The organism is Microcoleus sp. FACHB-1515, from assembly GCF_014696105.1.
GTDB lineage: Bacteria > Cyanobacteriota > Cyanobacteriia > Elainellales > Elainellaceae > JAAUTJ01.
Genome location: NZ_JACJPO010000056.1, coordinates 14,378 through 35,819, shown reverse-complemented (window position 1 = coordinate 35,819; position 21,442 = coordinate 14,378). Strand labels below are relative to the sequence as shown.

Annotated in this window: 23 protein-coding genes; 7 read left to right on the top strand and 16 right to left on the bottom strand. The window is 52.5% G+C overall.

The features are described 5' to 3' along the window. Positions 1-125 precede the first annotated feature (125 nt). Complete coding sequence (locus H6F67_RS18725) at positions 126-2,666, top strand: DUF3536 domain-containing protein (RefSeq protein ID WP_190768149.1); 2,541 nt, start codon at positions 126-128, stop codon at positions 2,664-2,666. Here H6F67_RS18725 and H6F67_RS18720 read toward each other — a convergent pair. Further along, on the bottom strand, positions 2,647-3,492 hold the full coding sequence (locus H6F67_RS18720) for a M23 family metallopeptidase (protein ID WP_190768148.1): 846 nt from the start codon (positions 3,490-3,492) through the stop codon (positions 2,647-2,649). The two genes, H6F67_RS18725 and H6F67_RS18720, sit on opposite strands and share 20 nt — an antisense overlap. A gap of 8 nt (positions 3,493-3,500) precedes the next feature. On the opposite strand from H6F67_RS18720, the gene H6F67_RS18715 reads away from it, so the two are divergent. After that, a complete protein-coding gene (locus H6F67_RS18715; RefSeq protein ID WP_190768147.1) occupies positions 3,501-3,659 on the top strand; it encodes a hypothetical protein in 159 nt (52 codons plus the stop codon). Positions 3,660-3,682: 23 nt separating this feature from the next. Here the strand turns inward: H6F67_RS18715 and H6F67_RS18710 are convergent, their stop codons facing one another. Together H6F67_RS18710 and H6F67_RS18705 are read right to left on the bottom strand one after the other, a co-directional pair. Then, positions 3,683-4,417, bottom strand: a complete 735-nt coding sequence (locus tag H6F67_RS18710; RefSeq protein WP_190768146.1) for a PAS domain-containing protein — start codon at positions 4,415-4,417, stop codon at positions 3,683-3,685. Continuing rightward, positions 4,398-5,138, bottom strand: a complete 741-nt coding sequence (locus H6F67_RS18705) for a CBS domain-containing protein (protein WP_190768145.1) — start codon at positions 5,136-5,138, stop codon at positions 4,398-4,400. The genes H6F67_RS18710 and H6F67_RS18705 overlap by 20 nt, the downstream gene beginning before the upstream one ends. Positions 5,139-5,528: 390 nt before the next feature. Here H6F67_RS18705 and H6F67_RS18700 point away from each other — a divergent pair, with 390 nt between their 5' ends. Then, on the top strand, positions 5,529-6,398 hold the full coding sequence (locus tag H6F67_RS18700; protein WP_190768144.1) for a 6-carboxytetrahydropterin synthase: 870 nt from the start codon (positions 5,529-5,531) through the stop codon (positions 6,396-6,398). 261 nt (positions 6,399-6,659) lie between these two features. On the opposite strand, the gene H6F67_RS18695 is transcribed toward H6F67_RS18700, so the two are convergent. The 3 genes from H6F67_RS18695 to H6F67_RS18685 all read right to left on the bottom strand — a co-directional run bounded on the left by H6F67_RS18695 (position 6,660) and on the right by H6F67_RS18685 (position 9,384). After that, complete coding sequence (locus H6F67_RS18695) at positions 6,660-7,214, bottom strand: Dps family protein (RefSeq protein WP_190768143.1); 555 nt, start codon at positions 7,212-7,214, stop codon at positions 6,660-6,662. Positions 7,215-7,510: 296 nt separating this feature from the next. Then, on the bottom strand, positions 7,511-8,413 hold the full coding sequence (locus tag H6F67_RS18690; RefSeq protein WP_190768142.1) for a bestrophin family protein: 903 nt from the start codon (positions 8,411-8,413) through the stop codon (positions 7,511-7,513). A gap of 62 nt (positions 8,414-8,475) precedes the next feature. After that, positions 8,476-9,384, bottom strand: a complete 909-nt coding sequence (locus tag H6F67_RS18685) for a LysR family transcriptional regulator (protein WP_199304513.1) — start codon at positions 9,382-9,384, stop codon at positions 8,476-8,478. Positions 9,385-9,497: 113 nt separating this feature from the next. On the opposite strand from H6F67_RS18685, the gene H6F67_RS18680 reads away from it, so the two are divergent. From H6F67_RS18680 to H6F67_RS18670, 3 genes are all read left to right on the top strand, one after another. Further along, entirely contained in the window at positions 9,498-9,704 is a 207-nt protein-coding gene (locus H6F67_RS18680; RefSeq protein WP_190768141.1) for a hypothetical protein, read from the top strand. 84 nt (positions 9,705-9,788) lie between these two features. After that, on the top strand, positions 9,789-11,954 hold the full coding sequence (gene ppk1, locus H6F67_RS18675; protein ID WP_190768140.1) for a polyphosphate kinase 1: 2,166 nt from the start codon (positions 9,789-9,791) through the stop codon (positions 11,952-11,954). Continuing rightward, positions 11,951-12,346, top strand: coding sequence for a DUF1824 family protein (locus tag H6F67_RS18670; RefSeq protein WP_190768139.1), 396 nt, complete (start codon positions 11,951-11,953; stop codon positions 12,344-12,346). The genes ppk1 and H6F67_RS18670 overlap by 4 nt, the downstream gene beginning before the upstream one ends. A gap of 108 nt (positions 12,347-12,454) precedes the next feature. Here the strand turns inward: H6F67_RS18670 and H6F67_RS18665 are convergent, their stop codons facing one another. The 6 genes from H6F67_RS18665 to lysA all read right to left on the bottom strand — a co-directional run bounded on the left by H6F67_RS18665 (position 12,455) and on the right by lysA (position 17,002). Then, positions 12,455-12,721: a UPF0175 family protein gene (locus tag H6F67_RS18665; RefSeq protein ID WP_190768138.1), complete on the bottom strand. Its 267-nt coding sequence runs from the start codon at positions 12,719-12,721 to the stop codon at positions 12,455-12,457. A 30-nt stretch (positions 12,722-12,751) separates the two neighbouring features. Continuing rightward, positions 12,752-12,943, bottom strand: coding sequence for an addiction module component (locus tag H6F67_RS18660; RefSeq protein ID WP_190768137.1), 192 nt, complete (start codon positions 12,941-12,943; stop codon positions 12,752-12,754). Between the two features lie 113 nt (positions 12,944-13,056). After that, complete coding sequence (locus H6F67_RS28375; protein ID WP_199304512.1) at positions 13,057-13,812, bottom strand: HNH endonuclease; 756 nt, start codon at positions 13,810-13,812, stop codon at positions 13,057-13,059. A gap of 105 nt (positions 13,813-13,917) precedes the next feature. Further along, entirely contained in the window at positions 13,918-14,664 is a 747-nt protein-coding gene (locus H6F67_RS18650; protein WP_190768136.1) for an isoprenyl transferase, read from the bottom strand. Next, positions 14,661-15,566 (bottom strand): diadenylate cyclase CdaA, encoded by a 906-nt coding sequence (cdaA, locus tag H6F67_RS18645; RefSeq protein ID WP_190768135.1) that lies wholly within the window; start codon positions 15,564-15,566, stop codon positions 14,661-14,663. The genes H6F67_RS18650 and cdaA overlap by 4 nt, the downstream gene beginning before the upstream one ends. 44 nt (positions 15,567-15,610) lie before the next feature. Next, entirely contained in the window at positions 15,611-17,002 is a 1,392-nt protein-coding gene (lysA, locus tag H6F67_RS18640; protein WP_190768134.1) for a diaminopimelate decarboxylase, read from the bottom strand. A gap of 112 nt (positions 17,003-17,114) precedes the next feature. Here lysA and rimI point away from each other — a divergent pair, with 112 nt between their 5' ends. Further along, positions 17,115-17,657 (top strand): ribosomal protein S18-alanine N-acetyltransferase, encoded by a 543-nt coding sequence (gene rimI, locus H6F67_RS18635; RefSeq protein WP_190768133.1) that lies wholly within the window; start codon positions 17,115-17,117, stop codon positions 17,655-17,657. A gap of 93 nt (positions 17,658-17,750) precedes the next feature. On the opposite strand, the gene H6F67_RS18630 is transcribed toward rimI, so the two are convergent. The 4 genes from H6F67_RS18630 to H6F67_RS18620 all read right to left on the bottom strand — a co-directional run bounded on the left by H6F67_RS18630 (position 17,751) and on the right by H6F67_RS18620 (position 21,244). Beyond that, positions 17,751-18,878, bottom strand: a complete 1,128-nt coding sequence (locus tag H6F67_RS18630; RefSeq protein WP_190768132.1) for a Gfo/Idh/MocA family protein — start codon at positions 18,876-18,878, stop codon at positions 17,751-17,753. A 144-nt stretch (positions 18,879-19,022) separates the two neighbouring features. Beyond that, on the bottom strand, positions 19,023-19,148 hold the full coding sequence (locus H6F67_RS28195; RefSeq protein ID WP_277874613.1) for a hypothetical protein: 126 nt from the start codon (positions 19,146-19,148) through the stop codon (positions 19,023-19,025). Positions 19,149-20,094: 946 nt separating this feature from the next. Continuing rightward, entirely contained in the window at positions 20,095-20,301 is a 207-nt protein-coding gene (locus H6F67_RS18625) for a hypothetical protein (protein WP_190768131.1), read from the bottom strand. 136 nt (positions 20,302-20,437) lie between these two features. Further along, positions 20,438-21,244, bottom strand: a complete 807-nt coding sequence (locus H6F67_RS18620) for a TPM domain-containing protein (protein ID WP_190768130.1) — start codon at positions 21,242-21,244, stop codon at positions 20,438-20,440. Positions 21,245-21,442 lie beyond the last annotated feature (198 nt).

Below are 21,442 nucleotides of genomic sequence, written 5' to 3'. Positions count from 1 at the left end.
GCTTAGCGTCATCAGTTTTGCTGCGTCCTATTTCTTTGATTTCCGCTGCGGTTTGCGCGAAGACCTGCGAAAAATTGGGTGATCCCCGCTGCGGTTCGCTTCAATTCACACATCGAGCTTTCTTCATGACTTCTTTTGATCTCGAATCTGTCCGATCGATCGATTCCGTCTCTCAGCTTGATCCCCAGCCGATCGCCACAGGTGTCCACGTCACAATTCACGGGCATTTCTACCAGCCGCCGCGCGAAAATCCGTATCTCGATGCGATCGAACGTCAGCCCAGCGCTCATCCGTTTCACGACTGGAACGAGCGCATTCACTCGGAATGCTATCGCCCCAACGCCTTTGCGCGTGTTCTCAACGAGCAAGGCGAAATTTTGGGGATCGTCAACAACTACGAATACCTCAGCTTCAACATCGGCCCCACGCTGATGAGCTGGATTGAGCGGCACGACTTGGAAGTTTATCAGCGCATCCTCGAAGCCGATCGCCGCAGTTGCGAACGGCTCAACGGTCATGGCAACGCGATCGCACAGGTCTACAACCACATCATCCTGCCCCTAGCGAGCGATCGCGACAAACTGACGCAGATTCGCTGGGGCAAGCAAGATTTTCGCACGCGCTTTGGCCGCGATCCCGAAGGCATGTGGCTGGCGGAAACCGCGATCGATCGCGCCACGATCGAAGCTTTGATCAGCGAAGAGATTCGCTTCATCATCCTCGCGCCCTCGCAGGCGCAGCGCTGCCGTCTCCTACCAAGCGACGAAAATCCGGCTCCGCAATGGCTCGAAGTGGGCGGCAACCAGATCGATCCCGTCCGGCCTTACCGCTGCTTTTCAACGAATCGCGATCGCTACATCGACATTTTCTTTTACGACGGGCCGATTTCGCGCGACATGGGCTTCAATGACGTGCTGAGCAGTTCCCAGCATTTTGCCGGACGACTCGCGCAGGCGGTACGCGGGGATCAGCCCACGCAGCTTGTTTCAGTTGCAACGGATGGTGAAACCTTTGGGCATCACAAAGGCGGCACGGAAAAAGCTTTGGCCTACGCCTTCACGCAGGAATTTCCGAGTCGCGGCTGGACGGTGACGAACTACGCCCACTACCTCAGTCAAAATCCGCCGACTTGGGAAGTCGAGCTAAAGCCCGTCACGGCTTGGAGTTGTGCACACGGCGTCGATCGCTGGCAGGAGGATTGCGGCTGTGGCGGCGGTTTGTGGAATCAGCAGTGGCGCAAACCGTTACGTGACGCGCTCAACTGGCTGCGGGATCAGCTTGTGAAGGTGTTTGAAGAAACCGGATCAAAGCTGTTTCACCATCCTTGGAAAGCCCGCGACGAATACATTCAGATCATCGGCGATCGATCGATCGCCAACCTCACCCGCTTCTTCGCCCTGCACCAGTCGCATCGCCTCACGAATGCCGAAAAAGTAGACGCGCTGCGGCTTTTGGAGATGCAGCGGCACGCCCTGCTGATGTTCACAAGCTGCGGCTGGTTCTTCGATGAAGTCTCCCGACCAGAAGGCACGCAAATTTTGCGCTATGCGGCGCGGGCGATCGAACTAGCTGGAGATGCAGCCGGAGTGCAGCTTGAAAAAGCCTTTGTGAAGCGCTTGGCCGTGATCCCCAGCAATGTCGATTTGTTTCGCAACGGGGCAGAAGTTTATCGTCAACTGGTCAAACCCGCACAAATCAGCTTGGAACAGGTCGCGGCACACTACGCAATTAGCTCGCTGTTCACGCCCTACGCCCCCGAACAGCGCATCTACTGCTACACCGCACAGCAGTCCGACTATCAAATGCGGCGGATGGGCGCGTTGACCTTGGCGATCGCCCAACTGCAACTCACATCGGAAATTACACGAGAATCGGTCAACTTTACGGTTGCCGTGCTGCATCTGGGCGGCTGGGATTTCCACTGCTGCATTCAGCCATTCACCGGGCGACGTGCCCACAGTCAAATTCGAGATGCGCTGTTTGATGCACTCCAGCAGGCCAGCGCTGCCCAAACGATTCTGGCGATGAGTCGCTGCTTTGGAAATCAATCTTTTAGCCTGCAAGATCTATTTGCCGAAGAGCGTCACCGGATCATGCGCCTGCTCAGCCAAGAAACGCTGACCCGCCTTGACCAGCTTTACACACAGGTCTATCGCGACAACTACGGCGTTCTAATGGCCTTTCATCGCGACGAAGTGGAAGCGCCAAAAGAATTGCAGGTGGCCGCCGAAATTGCTCTCGGCCATCGCGCCCTGATTGCCGTGCAAGCGATCGATCGCGAAACCAGCGATTTTCCCTTTGCCAAGCCGCAACTGTGCCACAGCTATCTGGCCGAACTGCAAGCGATCGCAACCGAAGCCGACCAATTACGCTGCTCGCTGCAACTTCCCGAACTGCGGCAAACGCTGGAGCGTATCGTGCTGCGATCGCTTCACCACTGCCTGAACGATCCCGCAATTGTCCTTTGGCTCGAACAACTGCTTGCAACCAGCCACCAGCTTCATCAGCCGCTCGCCCTCGATCGCGCCCAGGAAGTTTACCTGCGCGTCCACCGTCAAATTCTGCCTGCGATCGCATCAGGTCAAATCGACGCGCCAGCGTTTCTGCGACTGGGCGAACGGCTGGCCGTTGATGTGCGCGGCTGGTTTACTGCGTTCTCAGATTGAGGTTGCGAATGTAGGTGCTGGGATTTTGTGCCACCCAGCCCAAGCTGGAATTCGATCGCACCTCAAAGTGCAGCGAAGTAGCGCTTGTCCCGATGCGATCGCCTGCGCGGACGGTTTGTCCGACCCGAACGCCGATCGATCCCAGCAGCGCATAGCGCGTTTGCAGTCCTTGTGCATGGTTGATCACAATCAAATTCGTGCCGTTTTGCGCTCCGGCAAAGGCGATCGTGCCGCTGCCCGTTGCCAGCACGGGCGTTCCCGGTTGTGCCGCCAGTTCAACGCCGCTGTTGAACACGACCTGACCAGTCGTGGGGGAAACCTGCCAGCCATATGCCTGCAAAATCGTCGCCTCGCTGGGCAGCGGATAGCCCGTCAGCACTCCTCCGGTCGGCTGAGTTGCGGTTGTCGTTCCGGTGGGCGACCAGTTGACACCGGGGATAAACACAACGCGCGGCTGACGTTGACAGCCATTCACTTCAAACAGCACGTCGGCTCGGACGCCATATCGCGCTGCCACATCGCGCCAAGTTTGACCCGCAGGCACTTCGACCCGAATGCCGTTGTAGGGCGGAATCACGATCTCAGTGCCCACAGGCGGCAATCCGTTTCGCAAGGCTGGATTGAAGCCGATTAGCGTTGCGGGGATCAAGCTGTAGCGCTGTGCGATCGCGGCCAGCGTTTCTCCGGCAGCAATTCGATGTCGAGTCAGGCGCGACAGAGCAGGAGCCGGACACAGTGATTCTTGCGCGGTTGCAGGTGGAAGAATTGCCGCCGCGATCGCACAACACACCAGCAGACTTCCTAAAACGCGATGTCGTCGCACCATCACACCTCTTGTGCAAAATCACTTCCTGCTGTGATTTTGGCAAAAATTTTGACGATCGACCGCTGGCCTCTGACCGAGCCAGAATTGAACAACTGCGATCGCGCTGTCTTCAGCAATGCCTGCTCCATCGTCAGCAAGGATTACCCGGACGCGATCGATTTCAATAACAGCCAATTTCGCCTGTTCCGCGCTATCGGTTGGTGTCGATCGCTTGTTTTGCCAACAGTTCCAGCAGCGTATCAAAGCGAAAATCATCGACCAGCAGCCGCAGGCGACTTGCAATCTCCTGATGCTCGGTTGAAAGTTGATGAATCAGTTGGTAGCACTGCTGCGTGTCGAGCCGCGATGCGCTCTGCTGAAGATTTTCCTCGGACAGTTTACGATCGGTGATGTCTGCGGCAATTCCAGCAATCCGATACACTTCACCTGCGGCATTGCGAATGGGAAAGCCGCGATCGCTAATCCAGCGAATTTCGCCGTCCTCGCGAATAATTCGATACTCAACCGCAACCGGATCGCCGATCGGCAGTTGCGTTGTGGCGTGCAGCTTTGGCAAATCATCTGGATGAATGGTGGCAATCCAGCTTTGATAGGTTTCATGAACAGTCGATCGCGAATAGCCCCAAACCGTTTCAAACGCCGGACTGATGTAGAGAATTTGGCGCGTTTTGGCATCCATAATCCAAAACACATCGTCAATGTTTTCGGCAAGCTGACGAAACCTTTCTTCGCTTTCTCGCCTTGCGCTTTCGGCTTGTTCGCGAGCTAGTTCTGCCTGTTTGCGATCGGTAATATCAAACGCCATGCCGCCCAAAAATCGATCGCCCGAAGGACTGTGCATCACAAATTTGTAGGCGTGAAGATCGCCGATTGAACCGTCTGATCGCAACGCAGTGAAAGCAGCTTCAACAAATGCATCGACCATCTGCTTCGCACACCAACGTATAGATTAAACTGGGCGACAGGCGGCTAAATTGTTGTAGCCATTGCTCGGTTCGCTGCAAGTTTGCTTCGGCCTGCTTGCGATCGGTAATGTTGATTAAAAAGCCAATAATGCGATCGCTGCCAATTCTTTGATAGCAATCGGCAACCCAGATATACGTGTCATCTTTGCGGCGAATTTGATATTCTCGACGGTTAGACTGTTTGGCACGATAGTCGGCAGCGTTGATCCACTCGAAGTCGTCAGGATGCACCAGCATCATGAATGCATCGGCATCTTGCGGCATTTCCTCAGAGGCAAAGCCCAAAATCTGCTCGGTGTTGCAGCCCCAAGTGACGCGATCGCTCGTTAAATCCCGCTCATAAAGCATTTGGCCGCTGGCGCGATCGGCAGCTTCATAGCGCAGTTTCCAGAGTGAATCGGTCGGAGCGATCGCAATCACAGCCGATCTCATTGCTTCGCGGACGCGCCGCAGCTTCAGCAGGTCCGCAGGAAGGACGGCTCGAATGGCTTGCAGCGTCAAAACGCCCACCACTTCGCCTGCGGATACGACGGGGAGATGCCGGATGTGATGCTGTCGCAGTTGCTCTAGCACGTCGTACACGTTGTGGATGCGTGACTGATCGATCGTGATGATCGATCGCGTCATCACGTCTAAGAGTCGGAGTTTGTGAAAATCCGGCTGATTTGCTGTTATTTTCACAACATCTCTTTCGGTGAAAATACCAATAAGCTGCGAGTCTTCCGTTATCAGCACGTAGCTTTGCTTGTGCCATTGCCTGAAATGCTTCTACTATCCCGGTTTCGGCGGAGAGTTTCAGCGGGTGGCGTTCCATAATCTGAGCGAGGGAGATCGATCGCGAGTCGGAAGGCAGTAACATCGGCTCCTGCAAATGGCGTCTTCTTCTGAATTGTGCCGAATATTCTAGAGAGTTGCGAGATCTCTCCGAAGAATCTACCTTGCGGAACTGGTCACAGCTTCGATAATTTTCTATGCAGTACCAGCCGGGCAGCGTGTTCCTGCGATTTGCGTTCCATCCGTCTTGACTTGCCTTATCTTTAAAGACAGGGCTTAACGGAACTTTACTTTGCTATGAAATGCATCATCGATCGCCGCGCTCAGTTTTCGGCGAGTCATCGCTACTGGCTGCCGGAGTTAAGCGAAGCGGAAAATCAAGCAAAATTCGGCTTGTGCGCTCAACCTCTGGGGCATGGGCACAACTATGTTCTCTATGTTTCGATGGTGGGAGAGCTTGATGAATACGGCATGGTGCTGAATTTGTCGGATGTCAAGCAGGTGATCAAGCGGGAAGTGACGCGCCAGCTTGACTTTTCGTTTTTGAATGACGCTTGGCCGGAGTTTCGTCAAACTTTGCCGACGACTGAAAATATGGCGCGGGTGATTTGGCAGCGGTTGGCTCCGCATTTGCCGATCGTGCGCGTTCAGCTTTTTGAGCATCCGGAACTTTGGGCAGAATACACGGGGAATCACATGGAAGCTTATTTAACCATCAGCACGCACTTCAGCGCGGCGCATCGGTTAGCGTTGCCGCATTTGACGCTGGAGCAAAATTCGGAAATTTATGGCAAGTGTGCCAGGGAAAATGGTCACGGCCACAACTATCATCTCGAAGTGACGGTGAAGGGCGAGATTGATCCGCGTACTGGAATGCTGGCAGATTTGGGTGAGGTGCAGCAGGCGATCGAGGATCACGTGGTTGAACCGTTCGATCACACTTTTCTCAATAAAGACATTCCCTATTTCGCGCAGGTTGTGCCGACGGCGGAAAATATTGCGGTTCACATTCGCGATTTGCTGTTGGAGCCGATTCGTCAAACGGGTGCGACGCTGTATAAGGTGAAGCTGATTGAGAGTCCGAATAATTCGGCTGAGGTGTATGGCGTGGAGGCGGATATGCCAACGATCGCGGCTCGAACTGAACCGACGTATGCTCAGGTTTAGAATGTTTTGATGGGAAAAGGGGATTGATTCCTGCGGATAGCGCTTCGCGATCGCAAACGGAATCAATCCCCTTTTTACTTTTTTTGGTTTTCCGAGCCAGTGGAGGCTAGGGATTTCATCCCTCCTCCACACCTCCAACCCTGACCAAAGGGCTGGACTCCCAAAGGGGTTACTGGTGGGTGGCAATGTGGCGCTACGCATCGGTGTGCCGACCGCGTCCCTCGTTTCTGAGCCGACACCCGACACCCGACACCCGATCGCCTAGTTGTTGACGACGCGATTGAAGGCCAAGGTCAAGCTGTCGGGGGCGAGGAAGTGGGCGAGGTGGAAGGCGCGGTCTTCAGTTTTCAGCAGGATTTGTTCGTAGAGGTAGCGGGTGGCGCGATCGCCCAGGCTTTCGGCTTGTCCGGCTTGCTGACGGATGACGCGGATGATTGCTTGTTCGGCGGCGAGGTCATGTTCGACCATTTGGCGGCAGGAGTACGCGCCGTCGGCTTCGGGCGTGAAGCAGCAAAGTTCCGCAAGTTTGTGGAAGCTGGCAGCGGGAACGCCACCCAAGCCGTTGAGTCGTTCGCCAATTTCGTGAACGTGGTTTTGGACTTGTTCGTAGCCTTCTTGGAAGAATTCGTGAAGCTGATAGAATTCTGACCCTTCGACGACGAAGTGATGCTTTTGATACTGCAAATACAGCGCTTGGAAGCTGGACAAAACGATGTTGAAGCCTTCACAAACTGCTGCGGTAACTTGGCGATCGAGCAGGATCGGGTTGTCAACAACTTGGTCAAATGCCTGTAGCGGAGTGTCGATGGTAGCCATGATTGATGTTCCCCTATGTCTCGAATAGGACGCGATCGAAAGATTCAACTTCTTCAATCTATCGGGGTTGCCTACAGCCGTCAATCGTGATTTTTCATCTAATAAAAGTTATTCTCAACACGCGATCGAAATCAATTTATTGCTGGCAACAATTCTCAATTAGCAGCAAAATATCATCGCGATTTGTATAACTTTTGGCCTAACTTCTCCTGATGTTTGCAGTCAAAAAGAAGATGATTGGGCGATCGCAAAATCTCAACCCAACAATTCACAGCGAAATTGATAAATTCAACAGATTATCGACTAGAAAAATCATGCGTACTGGGTGCTAAAGTCATCAAATCCTCAACATTTCGCAGCATTGTTTCACAGATCGCATCCAGCGGTAGATCGTTCGCATCTCCACCAAACGGATTTTCAATCTCCACGCCAATTTCTTCGATGCCAAACAGCGTGAAGCTAATCAAGACCACAATCACGCTCGTCCACCAGCCCAGATCGTTGACGAACTGAAACGGCAGCGACAGGCAATACAGCAGCAGCAGTTGTCGCAGATGAATCATGTAGGCCATTGGAATCGGCGTTTTGAGAATGCGTTCGCAGCCACCTAAGCAGTCCACCATGCCATCCAGCAGTTTTTGCATCGCCGTAAGCTGATAGAGTTCCAGTCGATCGCGCCGATACTGCTGCTGAAGATAATCGCCAATCCAAAAGGCGATTTCCAGCGGCGGATTGTTCATCAGCTTGAGCGTGTAGTATTGCGATTTGGGCAGCAGTTGGGCGATTTCTTCGTTGACGGGCTGATTGCGTAAATGCTGTTTGGTGGCGATCGAAAAAGCCACCAGCAAGCGCAATGTCGCTGCCTTTGCCTCATGGTCAGCCGCGTCACGCTCCTCAACATTCGTCCAAAGCTGCCGCGCCAAGTTGCGCGTCAAATTCACCAGACTGCCCCACAGCTTGCGCCCTTCCCAAAAGCGTTCATAGGCCGTATTCGTCCGAAAGACGAGCACCAACCCCAGCACGATATTTGGCACCAAACCTGCCAAAGCCGGAATCGCCATCGGCCAGCCCTGCTCGTGCAAAATCGTCACGACGATCGCCACTGCGCCACAGGCGATCGCTTTGGGTAGTACGGCAGGTAAAACAGAACCGCGCCAGCGCAGCGTCGATCGAAACCAAAATTGTGTACGTTCGAGCATTGGGGATCGGGTGTCGGGGAGAGCGAGATCTCGCGTCTGTGTCGGGTGTCAGCTTAGCATTCCTACTTTGTTTCAGTTTGTATCCCAGCTTGAGCAACTTGTGTCACGGCTTCGAGGAAGCGATCGACAATGGGCGAACTCTCGTGCTGCTTCCAGACAACGGCGATCGCGGCTTTGGGGGTCGGTTCCTGCAAACGGCGGTAGACGACTCCGGTGCGCTGCAAGTTTTGTAGGGAAATTGGGACGATCGCGATCCCAATTTCCGCCGCGACGAGGCTGACGATCGTTTGCATCTGAATTGCTTCCTGCACGACTTTCGGACTAAATTCCATTTGCTGACACAGGGCAATAATTTGGTCGTACAGTCCGGGGGCAAGCTGGCGAGGAAAGAGAATGAAAGACTCGCTGCTCAGCGATCGCAACGAGACAGATTCAGCAGTGGCGAACGGATGCGCCTGCGGCAAAGCGACCACGAGCGGCTCTTGCAGAATGGTGGAAATGCCAAGCGAGTCGTCATCGATCGGCGGACGCACAAAGCCCACGTCAATTCGTCCGTCGCGCAGCCATCGCAACTGCTGATCGGTCGTCAGTTCGTGCAATGCAAGCTCCACAGTCGGCAGTTGATGGCGAAAGCCGCTCAAAATTTTGGGCAAAATGCTGTACGAGGCGGAACTGACAAACCCGATCGCTAGCTGCCCCAATTCGCCGCGACTCGCTTGCCGTCCAGTTTCGATCGCCTGCTCAAGCTGACTCAAAATCCGCCGCGCTTCTCTTAAGAAAACTCGTCCCGCCGTCGTAAGCTGAACGCTCCGTTTCGTCCGATGAAAAAGCTGAAAGCCAAGCTGTGTTTCAAGCTGGCGAATTTGCTGACTTAACGGCGGCTGCGCCATCTGCAATCGATCGGCGGCGCGGCCAAAATGCAGTTCTTCGGCAACGGCAATGAAGTAGCGCAAATGGCGAAGTTCGATCATTCCAAGCCGCTGCGATCGCGTCTAGACAATCCTAATCCAGCCTATCGAGTTTTCCATGCCTACAATCTTTTCTATGCCTACAATCAGAGCATTGCCCTTGCTCTTTTTCAAAGATGAACAGCGACGAACTTTCGGCCTACATCGCCGCCACTGACGGAATTTCAAAACCCTGGTTGCTGGCGCAACTGCGTCTGAAAAAACTGCAAGAGCAGCAGCATTTGCTCAGTCCCGAAGAATATGTGCGATCGCTGGCCGACATCCATCGCGACATCATCAACTTGGGCGAATGGTGGCTGGGAATCGAAGATCAAGTTTTTTAACCGTCACTTTTTTAACCGTCACCAAAGTAAAAGGCGCGTCTATCATAACGGTATCCCTGCTGACGTTCGATCGACGTTTGAGCTATGCCGCGCCTGAAGAAGTCTCTACCCGACGTTGAGCTAACCGATCCGCAATACTATTTCAGCCGTGAACTAAGCTGGCTGGAGTTTAACAATCGCGTGTTGCATGAAGCGTTTGATCCTCGGACTCCGCTGATCGATCGCCTCAAATTCATCGCGATTTTTAGCTCCAACCTGGACGAATACTTTATGGTGCGCGTCGCCGCGCTGAAGCAGCAGGTCGAAGCCAAAGTCACCAAGCTTTCCGCCGATGGCCGCACCGCCCAGCAGCAGCTTGAAGCGATCGCCCGTCGCCTCCGCCCGATGGTCGCCAAGCAGCATCGCCATTTCGATCAGGCATTGCGTCCACAACTCGCCGCACATGGAATTCACCTGCTCGATTACGTCGATTTGAACCAAGAGCAGCGCTTATTCCTTCAGCAGTATTTTGAAGAGCAAATTTTCCCCGTCCTCACACCGCTGGCCGTTGATCCGGGACATCCGTTTCCCTACATCTCCAATCTCAGCCTCAGTCTCGCGGTTGTGATCAAAGATGCGGAAACCGAAGAAGAGCATTTCGCCCGCGTCAAAGTTCCCAACGTGCTGCCGCGCTTCATTGCCCTGCCCGAACATCTGCGCCTGCCGTTCAAAGGCAAACCGTCGCCTTGGACAGGTGTTTCGCTAGAGCAAGTCGTGGCGCACAACCTGGAATTTCTGTTTCCGGGCATGAACATTCAGGAATATTACCTGTTTCGCGTCACCCGCAACGCCGATCTGGAAGTGGAAGAAGACGAAGCGGACGATCTAATGCTGGCGATCGAGCAGGAGCTTCGCAAGCGGCGGTTTGGCGGCTCGATCGTCCGGCTGGAAATTCACGCCACCATGCCCGATGTGATCCGCGACACGCTGATTGAAGAAATGGAAATCGACACCAGCGATGTCTACGAAGTCGAGGGCTTGCTGTGTCTGTCCGATCTGATGTCGTTCCTCGGTCTGCCGCTGCCAGAACTCAAAGATCCGAATTGGTCTCCGGTCGTGCCGCTGCCGTTTCAGCGGTTGAGCGACGTGGAGGGCGATCGATCGGATTTTGGGGCTGACGGTGAAGAAGACATCTTCTCGGTTCTCCGCAAAAGCGACCTGATGGTGCATCACCCGTATCATTCGTTTGCCGGAACCGTACAGCGCTTCATCACGCAAGCCGCCCACGACCCGGACGTGCTGGCGATCAAAATGACGCTCTACCGCACATCCGGCGATTCACCGATTCTCAACGCCCTGATCGCCGCTGCCGAAAATGGCAAACAGGTCGCCGTGCTGATGGAACTCAAAGCCCGCTTTGACGAAGAAAATAATATTAGCTGGGCGCGAAAGCTGGAAAGCGGCGGCATTCACGTCGTTTACGGACTGGTCGGCCTCAAAACGCACACCAAAATCGCCCTCGTTGTCCGTCGTGAAGAAGGCCGCATCCGCCGCTATGTCCACATCGGCACAGGCAACTACAATTCCAAAACCGCCCGCCTCTACACGGATCTCGGCCTGCTAAGCTGCCGCGATGCCTTGGGCGCAGATTTGACCGACCTGTTTAACTACCTGACCGGATATTCCCGCCAGCAGTCCTACCGCAAACTGCTGGTTGCCCCAGTGAATCTGCGCGATCGCATGATTGCCTTAATCCAACGTGAAGCCGACCACAGCCGCCTCGGACAGCCCAGCCGCATCGTCGCCAAAATGAACGCCCTCGTCGATCCGCAAATCATCCGCGCCCTGTATGAAGCCTCTCGCGCCGGAGTTGAAATCGATCTGATTGTGCGCGGCATCTGCTGTTTGCGTCCGGGTGTCGAGGACGTGAGCGACAACATTCGCGTCATCAGCATTGTCGGGCGATTTTTGGAGCATTCGCGCATCTTCTATTTCCAAAATGGCGGAGCCGAAGAAGTCTACATCGGCAGCGCCGACTGGATGACGCGCAACCTCGATCGTCGCGTCGAAGCGGTTGTGCCGATCGAGGACGAAGCGATCGCCAAAGACCTCCAGGAACTCTTGGGCATCATGCTGGCAGACAACCGCCAAGCCTGGGACTTGCAGCCAGACGGACGCTACATCCAGCGTCGCCCCGCCGAAGGTTCAAGCGAACAAAGCTCACAAAAAATCCTGATGGAACTCGCATTGCAAGAGGCAGGCATGGCATGAGCGCGATCGATCTTCCCACTGCCCAAACCCTCCTCGCCTCGTTTGACTGTCAAAATCCACCCGACCTCGACTACCCAACCTTGCGCGATGCGCTTATGCAGGTCGTCAACGCCAGCGACTATCAGTTTCTCGGCATCTGCGCCGATTCGATCGATTCGGCAAAATCCGCGCTTGCCACCTACGCCAAAGCACTCGGCTACACGCCAACCGCTGATTTACCGAATTTACCCGGAGCGGTGTATGTGAAGTTTAACGGGCGATCGAACACCTGCTACGCGGAACCCTACAGCGGCTCTAGTCGCGGTGTTTTAGTCTCTTGTCAATCTGCTGATCCAACGAGTGTCAATGCAACTTATGGGACGCTGCCGATCGATCTGTTCGACGCAAGCTAATTACGAATTTCAGATGGAATAATCTTGGGATGAAATACTAGTTTTGCAGGAATTTGATTTGATCAATCAACAGCAAATAGCAGATCAAACAAGTATTAGAAACGACAATCATTGAACTCTAAATTCTTTGAGCGTTTGAAGATCTTGCTTCAATTCAGCTTCGTCGTAATTTAGATGAACACCCATCCGCTTTAGGAAAGCATGAGTTGCAAGTCGTGTAGGTAGCTGGAGGATCTGACGGACTTCAGCCGTGTTGATTTTGCGATCGCGATAAGCATCCGCCACAATCACCTCAAGCAAACGACGGGCAAGATCTCCCTCGGTTTGATTCAACTGCTGAGCAATAACATCGGGAATTTCAACGGTGACTTGCATATTTCACCAAAGCGATCGAGTTTCTTTATTTTACTGACGATTGCTCAATTGATTTTCATCGAGAGTGCGATCGCGCCGTTCCGCCTCATCCACCCAAATCGCCGCAATATCCTGATCAATTTCTTCTGTCTGCCCTAAATAGCCTAACAGTCGCGCCAGCAATTCTGCTAAAGCTGGTCTCGGCAGTGCCAGCGCTTCAATTTCAAGCTGTTCTGGTGTCATGATGCAAGATTTTGAGTGGGATGTTTTGATTGTAGGGTGCGATCGGGTTGGTGGAAGGGGAGGGCGATCGCGCTGTTCAAACAGTTTTCCGAGTGTATGAGTCAATTCAGCGATTAGTGCTGATGTTTCTTTAACATGCTCTTCACTTCTTCAATTCCAAAAGGAGGTTCTCGTCTATGGATTACTGCATGACAGTTCGGACAGACTGGCCTTAAATCTTTAATCGGATCTAAATGGTATTCATGACCAATTGACGAAATCGGAACTAGGTGATGTACGTGAATGAAGCTTGCAAAGCTTTTACCAAAACTAGCAAAACTGAACCCGCAAATAAAGCAAGCTGTGCCATAGTGCTTCAAGCAAGCATTACGCGCCTTGCGATTTCGCTCATAGGCATTAACGCGGATTGATTTAACGCTTCCTTCAACAAATTTAACTGCTTCAACCTCTTCCGACGTAAAGTATTCTAGGCGTTTTCTAGAGTGCTTCGTTTTCAGCTTCATAGAAAGAGGATATGCTTCTTCTATGAGGAACACAGCGACCTTCTCCAAATTATCAGATGCCGAAACGTCGAAGAAATAAGGAAATCTCTGCGCCCAAGAATTGTCGAATCTCAATCGCTTCTGAAGTTTTACACCATCTGGAAACCATCGAGGATCTGTATTAGGATTAGCACGAAAATAAATTCGCGTTTCTGGCTTGTTCCTTTGATGATACAGATACGCAAATCTGCTTCCTTCTGGATGAAAAAACGCGCAGGTATCTTCTGCTTCTTTACGCTCAACGCCTGCTAATTGCTGTTGCATAAACTGTAGCAGCGCATCGCAAATTTCTTGTGATTCAGGATGACTTACTTCGTGGGCTGTCACGCTCTAACTCCAAAAATTTGACACTATAAACTCAAGTATCCTTCTGAAGTTTGTAAGCGCCAACATACTGCACTAGCAAAACATCAACTTTTTACCAATTCAACATCAAACCTTACCAAAACGCCGATCGCGCCCCTGATAATCACAGAGCGCTCGATGAAACTCCGCTCGATCGAAGTCCGGCCATAGCGTATTCGTCACATAAATCTCTGCATAGGCCATTTGCCAGAGTAAGAAGTTGCTGATTCGCATTTCGCCGCTGGTGCGGATGAGCAGATCGGGGTCGCAAAGGTTGCCCGTGTAGAGATGTTTGGCGAACAGAGTTTCGTCGATTTGGTCGGGTTGGAGGTGGCCTTGTTGGACTTGAGCCGCGATCGCCTGACACGCTTGGACAATTTCTTGGCGACCGCCGTAGTTGGTGGCGACCGTAAACTGAATGCCTTTGTTGTGTTCCGTTTCGGACATGGCGCGATCGATTTCGGCTTGGAGCGATCGAGGTAGGGCGTTGAGGTTGCCGACGAATTTAATCTTCACGCCTTCTTCCATCATTTCGCGCAGTTCTTGACGCAAAACCCGCTCAAATAGCGTCATCAAAAAGTCAACTTCTTCGAGCGGTCTGCCCCAGTTTTCGGTTGAAAAAGCGTAGGCGGTTAATGCCTGAATGCCCCAGTCGCGACAGCAGCGCAGCAAACTTTTCAGCGTATCGACGCCGCGCTTGTGACCCATGATTCGGGGTAAGCCTTGCCGTTTTGCCCAGCGTCCGTTGCCGTCCATAATTACGGCGACGTGGCGCGGGAGGCGATCGCGCAGCAAATCAGTAGGCAAGTCTTGGAGCGTCGTGTGTGCTGTCATTTTTTCTTCCGTGAGGCCGTGAAAGAGCGGCTGAAATGGGATAAGCCTGAACGAATTTGGCGACCTAAGATGCGAAGGCGGGGGGCGACCGTTTCGCGATCGACCGACTGGGAAAATCGCTCTCGCAATAGCTCCCTTAGTCTACTGCTTGTTAACGGTCGATTCAGTGTGCCCCGTTCGGCCAGCGAAATCGATCCGGTTTCTTCGGAAACGACGACGCAAACACAATTCGCAACGCGATCGGTGATGCCCATTGCGGCGCGGTGGCGAGTGCCAAGCTGTCGCGATGCCGTCCGTTCCGAAAGTGGCAAAATCACCCCTGCGGCGATGACGCGAGACCCGCGAATCAGCACGGCTCCGTCATGCAGGAGGGTGGAAGTTTGGAAAATCGTTTGCAGCAATTCTTTGGACACTTCTGCGTTCAAACGGACACCGGGAACTGAGAAATCGCGCTCATCGATCGGGCGGCTGGTTTCCAGGATCATCAGCGCCCCGGTACGATTTTGCGAAAGTTCTTTCACCGCGTCCACAATTTCGTCAATTACACTGTCAGGCTTTGCAATCGCTTCATGATCCGGCTGAAAAAGTTGAAGAATTTCACCGCGTCCGATCTGTTCCAACAAACGCCGAAATTCCGCTTGCAGGCTGAAGGCCATCGCAACGGCAGAACCGAGGACGAGCTTTTCGAGAACAAAGCTGAGCAAATTTAGGCCGAGGCGATCGCTCAGCGCCGCTGCCAGCATCAGAAAAATCAAGCCGCGCACCATCCACAGCGTCCGCCGTTCGCCCACGATCACCAGCACCATGTAGGTGAGGATCAACACGAGCGACACATCGAGGACGTGAAGCAGAGACTGCGGCCAGTCCAGCGTTATCAGCCACTGCTTCAGCGAAAAATTCATGGGGATCGGTTAAAAGCCGTGCAACTGCTGCGCCCCAAAACGATCTAGTGCGTGACGAGCCGTTCGGGAAGGCGATCGTGCCGCAGCAAATCTTCGATCGATTCGCGCTGGAGAATCAGGGACGCTTCCCTATTTTGCACCAGCACGGCAGCAGGTCGAGGCAGTCGATTGTAGTTTGAGGCCATGCTGTAATTGTACGCGCCCGTACTGGCAACGACGAGGATATCACCCGTCTGCATCGGTGGCAGCAATGCCTGCTTAATCAAGATATCACCGGATTCACAGTGTTTTCCCGCAACCGTGACGGTTTCGGTGCAGGGTGCAGACATTTGATTGGCCTTGAGCGATCGATAAACCGACTGATAGGTGATCGGGCGCGGATTATCGGACATGCCGCCATCAACGGTAATGTAGGTGCGAATACCGGGGACGGTTTTTTGACTGCCCACTGTGTAAGCGGTGATACAGGACGACCCGATCAGCGATCGCCCCGGCTCCACAATCAGTTTTGGCAGCGGCATCTTCAAATCTTCACACGCCTTCACCACCCCTTCACACACGACGCGCACCCACTCGTCAATGCTGGGCGGATCGTCGCTTTCCGTATAGCGAATGCCCAAGCCGCCACCCACGTCAATTTCACTGACGGGCAAGTTGTACTGCTGCGCTTTGGTGAACCACTGCACCATCACTTTTGTCAAATCCTGGTGCGCCTGAAGGTCAAAAATCTGCGAACCGATATGCGCGTCGAGTCCAGCACAGTGAATTTGCGGCTTGTCTGTCAAAAATTGAAAAACCGCTTCCATCTGATCCGGATCGAAGCCGAACTTGCTGTCGAGGTGTCCCGTCCGGATGTATTCGTGCGTGTGGCACTCGATTCCCGGTGTCAGCCGCAAGAGAATTCGCGTCGGGGCGTCCACTGATGCCATTTCGACCAGATTGTGCAAATCGAGCCAGTTATCGACAACTACCGTAACTTTCGCCTCGATCGCCATCTCCAGTTCCGATCGCGACTTGTTGTTGCCATGCAGATACAGCTTCTCGGACTTCACGCCCGCCGTCAGAGCCGTGTAGAGTTCACCGCCGGACACGACATCTACGCCCAATCCTTCGCTGTGAGCGATCGCACAAACCGCGAGACAGTTCCACGCTTTCGAGGCATATAAAACCAGCGCTTCACCCGGATAGTAGCGATCGAACGCCTGACGATATTGACGGCAAGCAGTTCTCAGCGAAGTTTCGTCCAAAATGTAGAGCGGTGAGCCGAATTTTTGCACCAAGTCCACTACGTCACAGCCGCCGATTTCGAGATGGTCGCGATCGTTCGCGATCGCCGTCAGCGGCAAAATTTGCTGGTTGGGAGATGCATTTTTGCTATCAGAATTTGGCAGATATTGCCGTGCAGAATTGTCAACTGCCGCTGGAGTGGAAACCATGATTACCCGTGCCTAAAAACTGCGAATTTCACTGTTATCCAGTGTACAATTGAGGGCTGTTTCTCCTTCAGCGAATTTGTCGATCGCCCCCTGCGATTTCATCGATTGCCCCGTGAATCTTGAACTGCATCCGCTCACCGATCGATGGCTTGATGCCGCAGTGGAACTCGATCGCCTCGCGCTGGGCGGCATGTGGACACGATCGGGCTATCAGCGCGAAATCGACAGCCCAAATAGTGAACTGTTGATTTTAACCAGCGATTCTGTCAATTTACCGATCGCGCTGGGCTGCATGTGGGCAATTCTCGACGAAGCGCACATTACCTTACTCGCGGTTCATCCCGACTATCAGCGACAAGGTTTAGGACAGGCGATGCTGCTGGCTTTATTAATGGCGGCAAGACGACGAAATTTAAGCTGGGCAACGCTGGAGGTAAGAGCTTCTAATCAGGTGGCGATCGCGCTTTACGCAAAGTTTGGCTTCACCGAAGTTGGCAAGCGACCAAAATACTATCCCGACAATGGTGAAGACGCTTTAATTTTGTGGCGACGTGGTTTACAAAGCGATGAATTTGCCCAAGAATTAGCCGTTTGGAAACAGCAAATTAGCGATCGATTGGCGCGATCGAACTGGTCACAAACCGTTTTTTCTTAGATATTTCGTTTCACAACAGACCGCAGCCGCACATGATAAATGGCGCGGTGTCGGGACACGATTGCCATTCGATCGACAGTGACTTTAGAACAGCTACGACTTACCAGAAGGATCAGCCGCATTGATTAAATCGGGCTGCTCTTGCATGGGGGAACGCTCGATCGTTTGGCTAGCAGTTGGACGCTGCTGACGCTCAGGCAAATCAACTTTGACAAAACTTCCAGTTTCGATCGAGTGGTAAAGTGCTCGAATAATTTTGACATCAATTAGCCCTTCTTTGCCAGATGGTTCTGGCTCCTTGTCCTGCAAAATGCAGTCAGAGAAATAAACAAATTCAGCAGCAAGCTGACCATGCGGCTCAAACGATCGCTCTTGTTTTTCACCATCAATGGTAAGTGTATGTTTGATTTCGCCTTCGGTTCCGTAAGCCGGATCAACGCGCAATTCGCCTTTCGTTCCAACAACTTGATAGGTTGAGACCTTCGCGCCTCCAAAGCTAACCGTAAAAGTTGCCAATCGATTGCCAGGAAAACGCAAGATTGCACTCGTCATTTCATCGACTTCGCGAAAGCGCTTCTCGCCATTGTTAGCACTGGTGGCAAAAACTTCGATCGGCTCGTCTTGAAATAGATAGCGAGCCGCATTAATGCAGTAGATGCCAATGTCATCGAGTGTACCACCGCCTTTTTCCTTTTCAAGGCGAACGTTTCCTTCAACGGTTTGCTGAGTGAAAATCGAGTTAAAGATGCGAGGCTCGCCAATCTTGCCCGATCGCAAAGTTTCAACAGCCTGCAAATTGGCCTCTTCAAGATGCAAACGGTAGGCAATCATCAGCTTGACCTGATGATCTTTGGCTGCCTGAATCATTGCTTCACATTCATTTGTGGTGACGGCCATCGGCTTTTCACACAGGATATGAATGCCAGCTTGAGCGGCACGAACAGTGTATTCGCGATGCAGGTGATTGGGCAAAGCAATATAAACAGCATCCACTTCGCCGCTGTTCAAACACTCCTCATACTGTTCGTAAGAATAGGTGCGTTGAATGTTGTATTGCTTACCAAGCTCCGCTCGTTTCTGAGGATCATCTGAAACGAGCGCTGCAAGTTCAGAGTTTTCGGCTTGAGCGAAAGCTGGCATTGCAGCCGCTTGAGCAAACCAACCCAAACCGACGACAGCGTAACGAATTTTGCGACGAGCCGCGTTTTGAGGATTTGCCATACTTTTTTAGTCAATTCTTGAATGCTTGCCACTTATCCTACGAGGAATATCACACCTTCTCCTCTGACTTTTGAAGGATACTGCTAGCGATCGCCCGCTTACCCAGCAAGCGCCTGTTTAAGAACATATCAAAGTTTGAACAAATCAAGCGATCGTCTTGTCCGCAGGAGCAACCGTTGCTAGGCTGTGCCGAGTGGAAACTGCTTCGCAAGGTTGAGGAGATAGATCAAAGCGATCGCTTAGAGTATCCTGGTTGAAAGGATATTGCATGACAAAACGGAAATCTATGCATTATTTTCTCTTCTGGATGCTTGGGTTTGTCACATTTTGGATAGGACTGAAACTATTTGACGATGAGGTTATTCTCCTTGTTTCTATTTTTTTTGGTTCAGCTCTCATTCTAGCTGGGCTAGTGGCTGCCCCATCTGTCCTACAGATTCCGATCGAAATTGTATTAGTGCTTACCTTATTTAGCGTTTGTATGCAGTGTATTCAAAGGGGAGGTTCAGCCTAAAATTACTTTAGCTGATGCTAGTTTTCTAACTTTCAAAAAATGCATCTGTCGAGTTCAAAAGCGATCGCCCTGCAAGGAAGACAACTGCTTAATCAACAGTAATTAATCCAGGTTCATTGTTCGGAGAAAAGGCATTTATCAATAAATTCACTCTTTTGACCTCGCATCGGTGCGCCGTTACAAAGCTGTACAACTGGTGCTGACGATAACAAGCTAGACGCGAAATTTGGTTGCAAATTGCATTCACTACCGAGTGGGAGGCTAGGGCGTGTTTTCAAAGCTCCAAAAGAGGTGCGTCGTTTGCGATCGATCCCCCTAAATCTCCCTTGAGAAGGGAGACTTTGAGGATGACTCCCTCCTTTTGTATGGGGTTGGGGAGGATCAAGCGGGCAATAAGCACGTCCTTGTGGTGCTCTGGCGAACGCTGCAAGCGAGTTGTCGCTTAGGCACTGGTTGATGATATCCAACACTACGACCACTGGCGAGCACGATCGACAATCGATCGCGCTCGCCAGTGGTCGTGCGACAATCTGCCCATTGCTTGAGCCTGTCCATTCAACTGACGCTGATCACGCCCTAGCCTCCACTGGTTCCGGAGCTGAGGTCGTTTGAAACGCGATTGCCAAGCGCTATCCGCACGAATCGATTCATCCGCTTCGATCGCCCCGCTGCTGTCCTACAGCCGCCATTCCTTTAGAGACCTCAAGCCTGTTGAGAAACCTCCGACTCCAACAGCCGCCTCAAAAACACCCGCGCCGCATCCAGCGGATAGTGCCTCGGCTTTCCCTGAAACACAATTTGAAACTCATCACTAAATTCACCATCTCCATAACCCGAAATCAGCTTATGGTGAAACGCTTCATCAGCCAGACGGCGAACTTCGTCTCGTAAGGGCGATTCCATCAACATGGTTAACTGCTTCCTTCAGACTTGCTCTTTGGTTATAAGAATTTCTAGTATCAGCCGTCACCTTTCGCAGGGGAGAAAGCAAAAAGCAGGGAGATCGATCGATCCCCCTGCCGAACGATACTTCAGGGTAGAGCACTTAGGTTTCCGAAGTGGAAGACGATGCATTGAGCATTGGCGACAGATAAGCTACCAGCGCACCAAGGACAAATCCCGCCACATTGCGGAACAGGGGCAACCACTCAGACGTGCGCGTCACGACTGGCCCAATCCCAAACGCGATAAACAAAATACCCCACAGCGGCGAGAAAATCAGCGCCCACTGCCACGCAACAACTTGACCGGGCTGACGTGGCTGAGCCGCAAAGCCGCAAACAATTCCACCAATTACCGAAGTAATCAGCGTCAAAATCCACTGCTCGCGCGGCAAACCGGGAACGACGCTACAGCCGTTTTGCGCCAAACAGGTTTTGATCGAGCCAAGCGCACCGAGAATCGAACCGTCTTCGCCGTTCTCTCGGACAAAAAACTGATTGCCATAGCGCGTTTGCAGTTCGATCCAGAACGTGCGCGACAGCAGCGGATACAAATCGTCCCCAACGCTGAAGTTGAGCAAATTGCCGCCACGCGGGTCGGCGACGAGCAAAACGCTTTTGTCGTCAAGTCCCCAGAAAGCCTTTACCGCCCGACCGGGAGTGCGATCGAACTGTGTCAAGACTCGCAGCTTCCAGCCCGTTTCCGCTTCAAACTGCTGCAAGTCGCGATCGAGATTGTCTTCCTGCACGCTTGTCAGCGAATCAGCCAGATCAATAATGTTGGTGGGATGGTCAGGCAGCAAATCCGGATTGTCATAGGCATAAGCAGGTGGAGAGACGGCCCAGCTTGCCAGCACTAGAAAAACAGCAGCAACCGTTGCGAGAACTCGGTGAATAGAGGATTTTGACATCGATCGCTTCAGCCCTTTTAAGGAATAAATCTTAACGGATCTCCGAAAAGATGAGAAATACTAAGTCATTCTTTACATTTATTAATGTAATACGGTACACGTCAACATGCAAAATCTTTCCCAACAAATTTTTATGTGAAGCTGAGATTTAGAGCTTTTTTTCCAGATTCGGCTAGGCTTCTATGTAAATCATCTCGA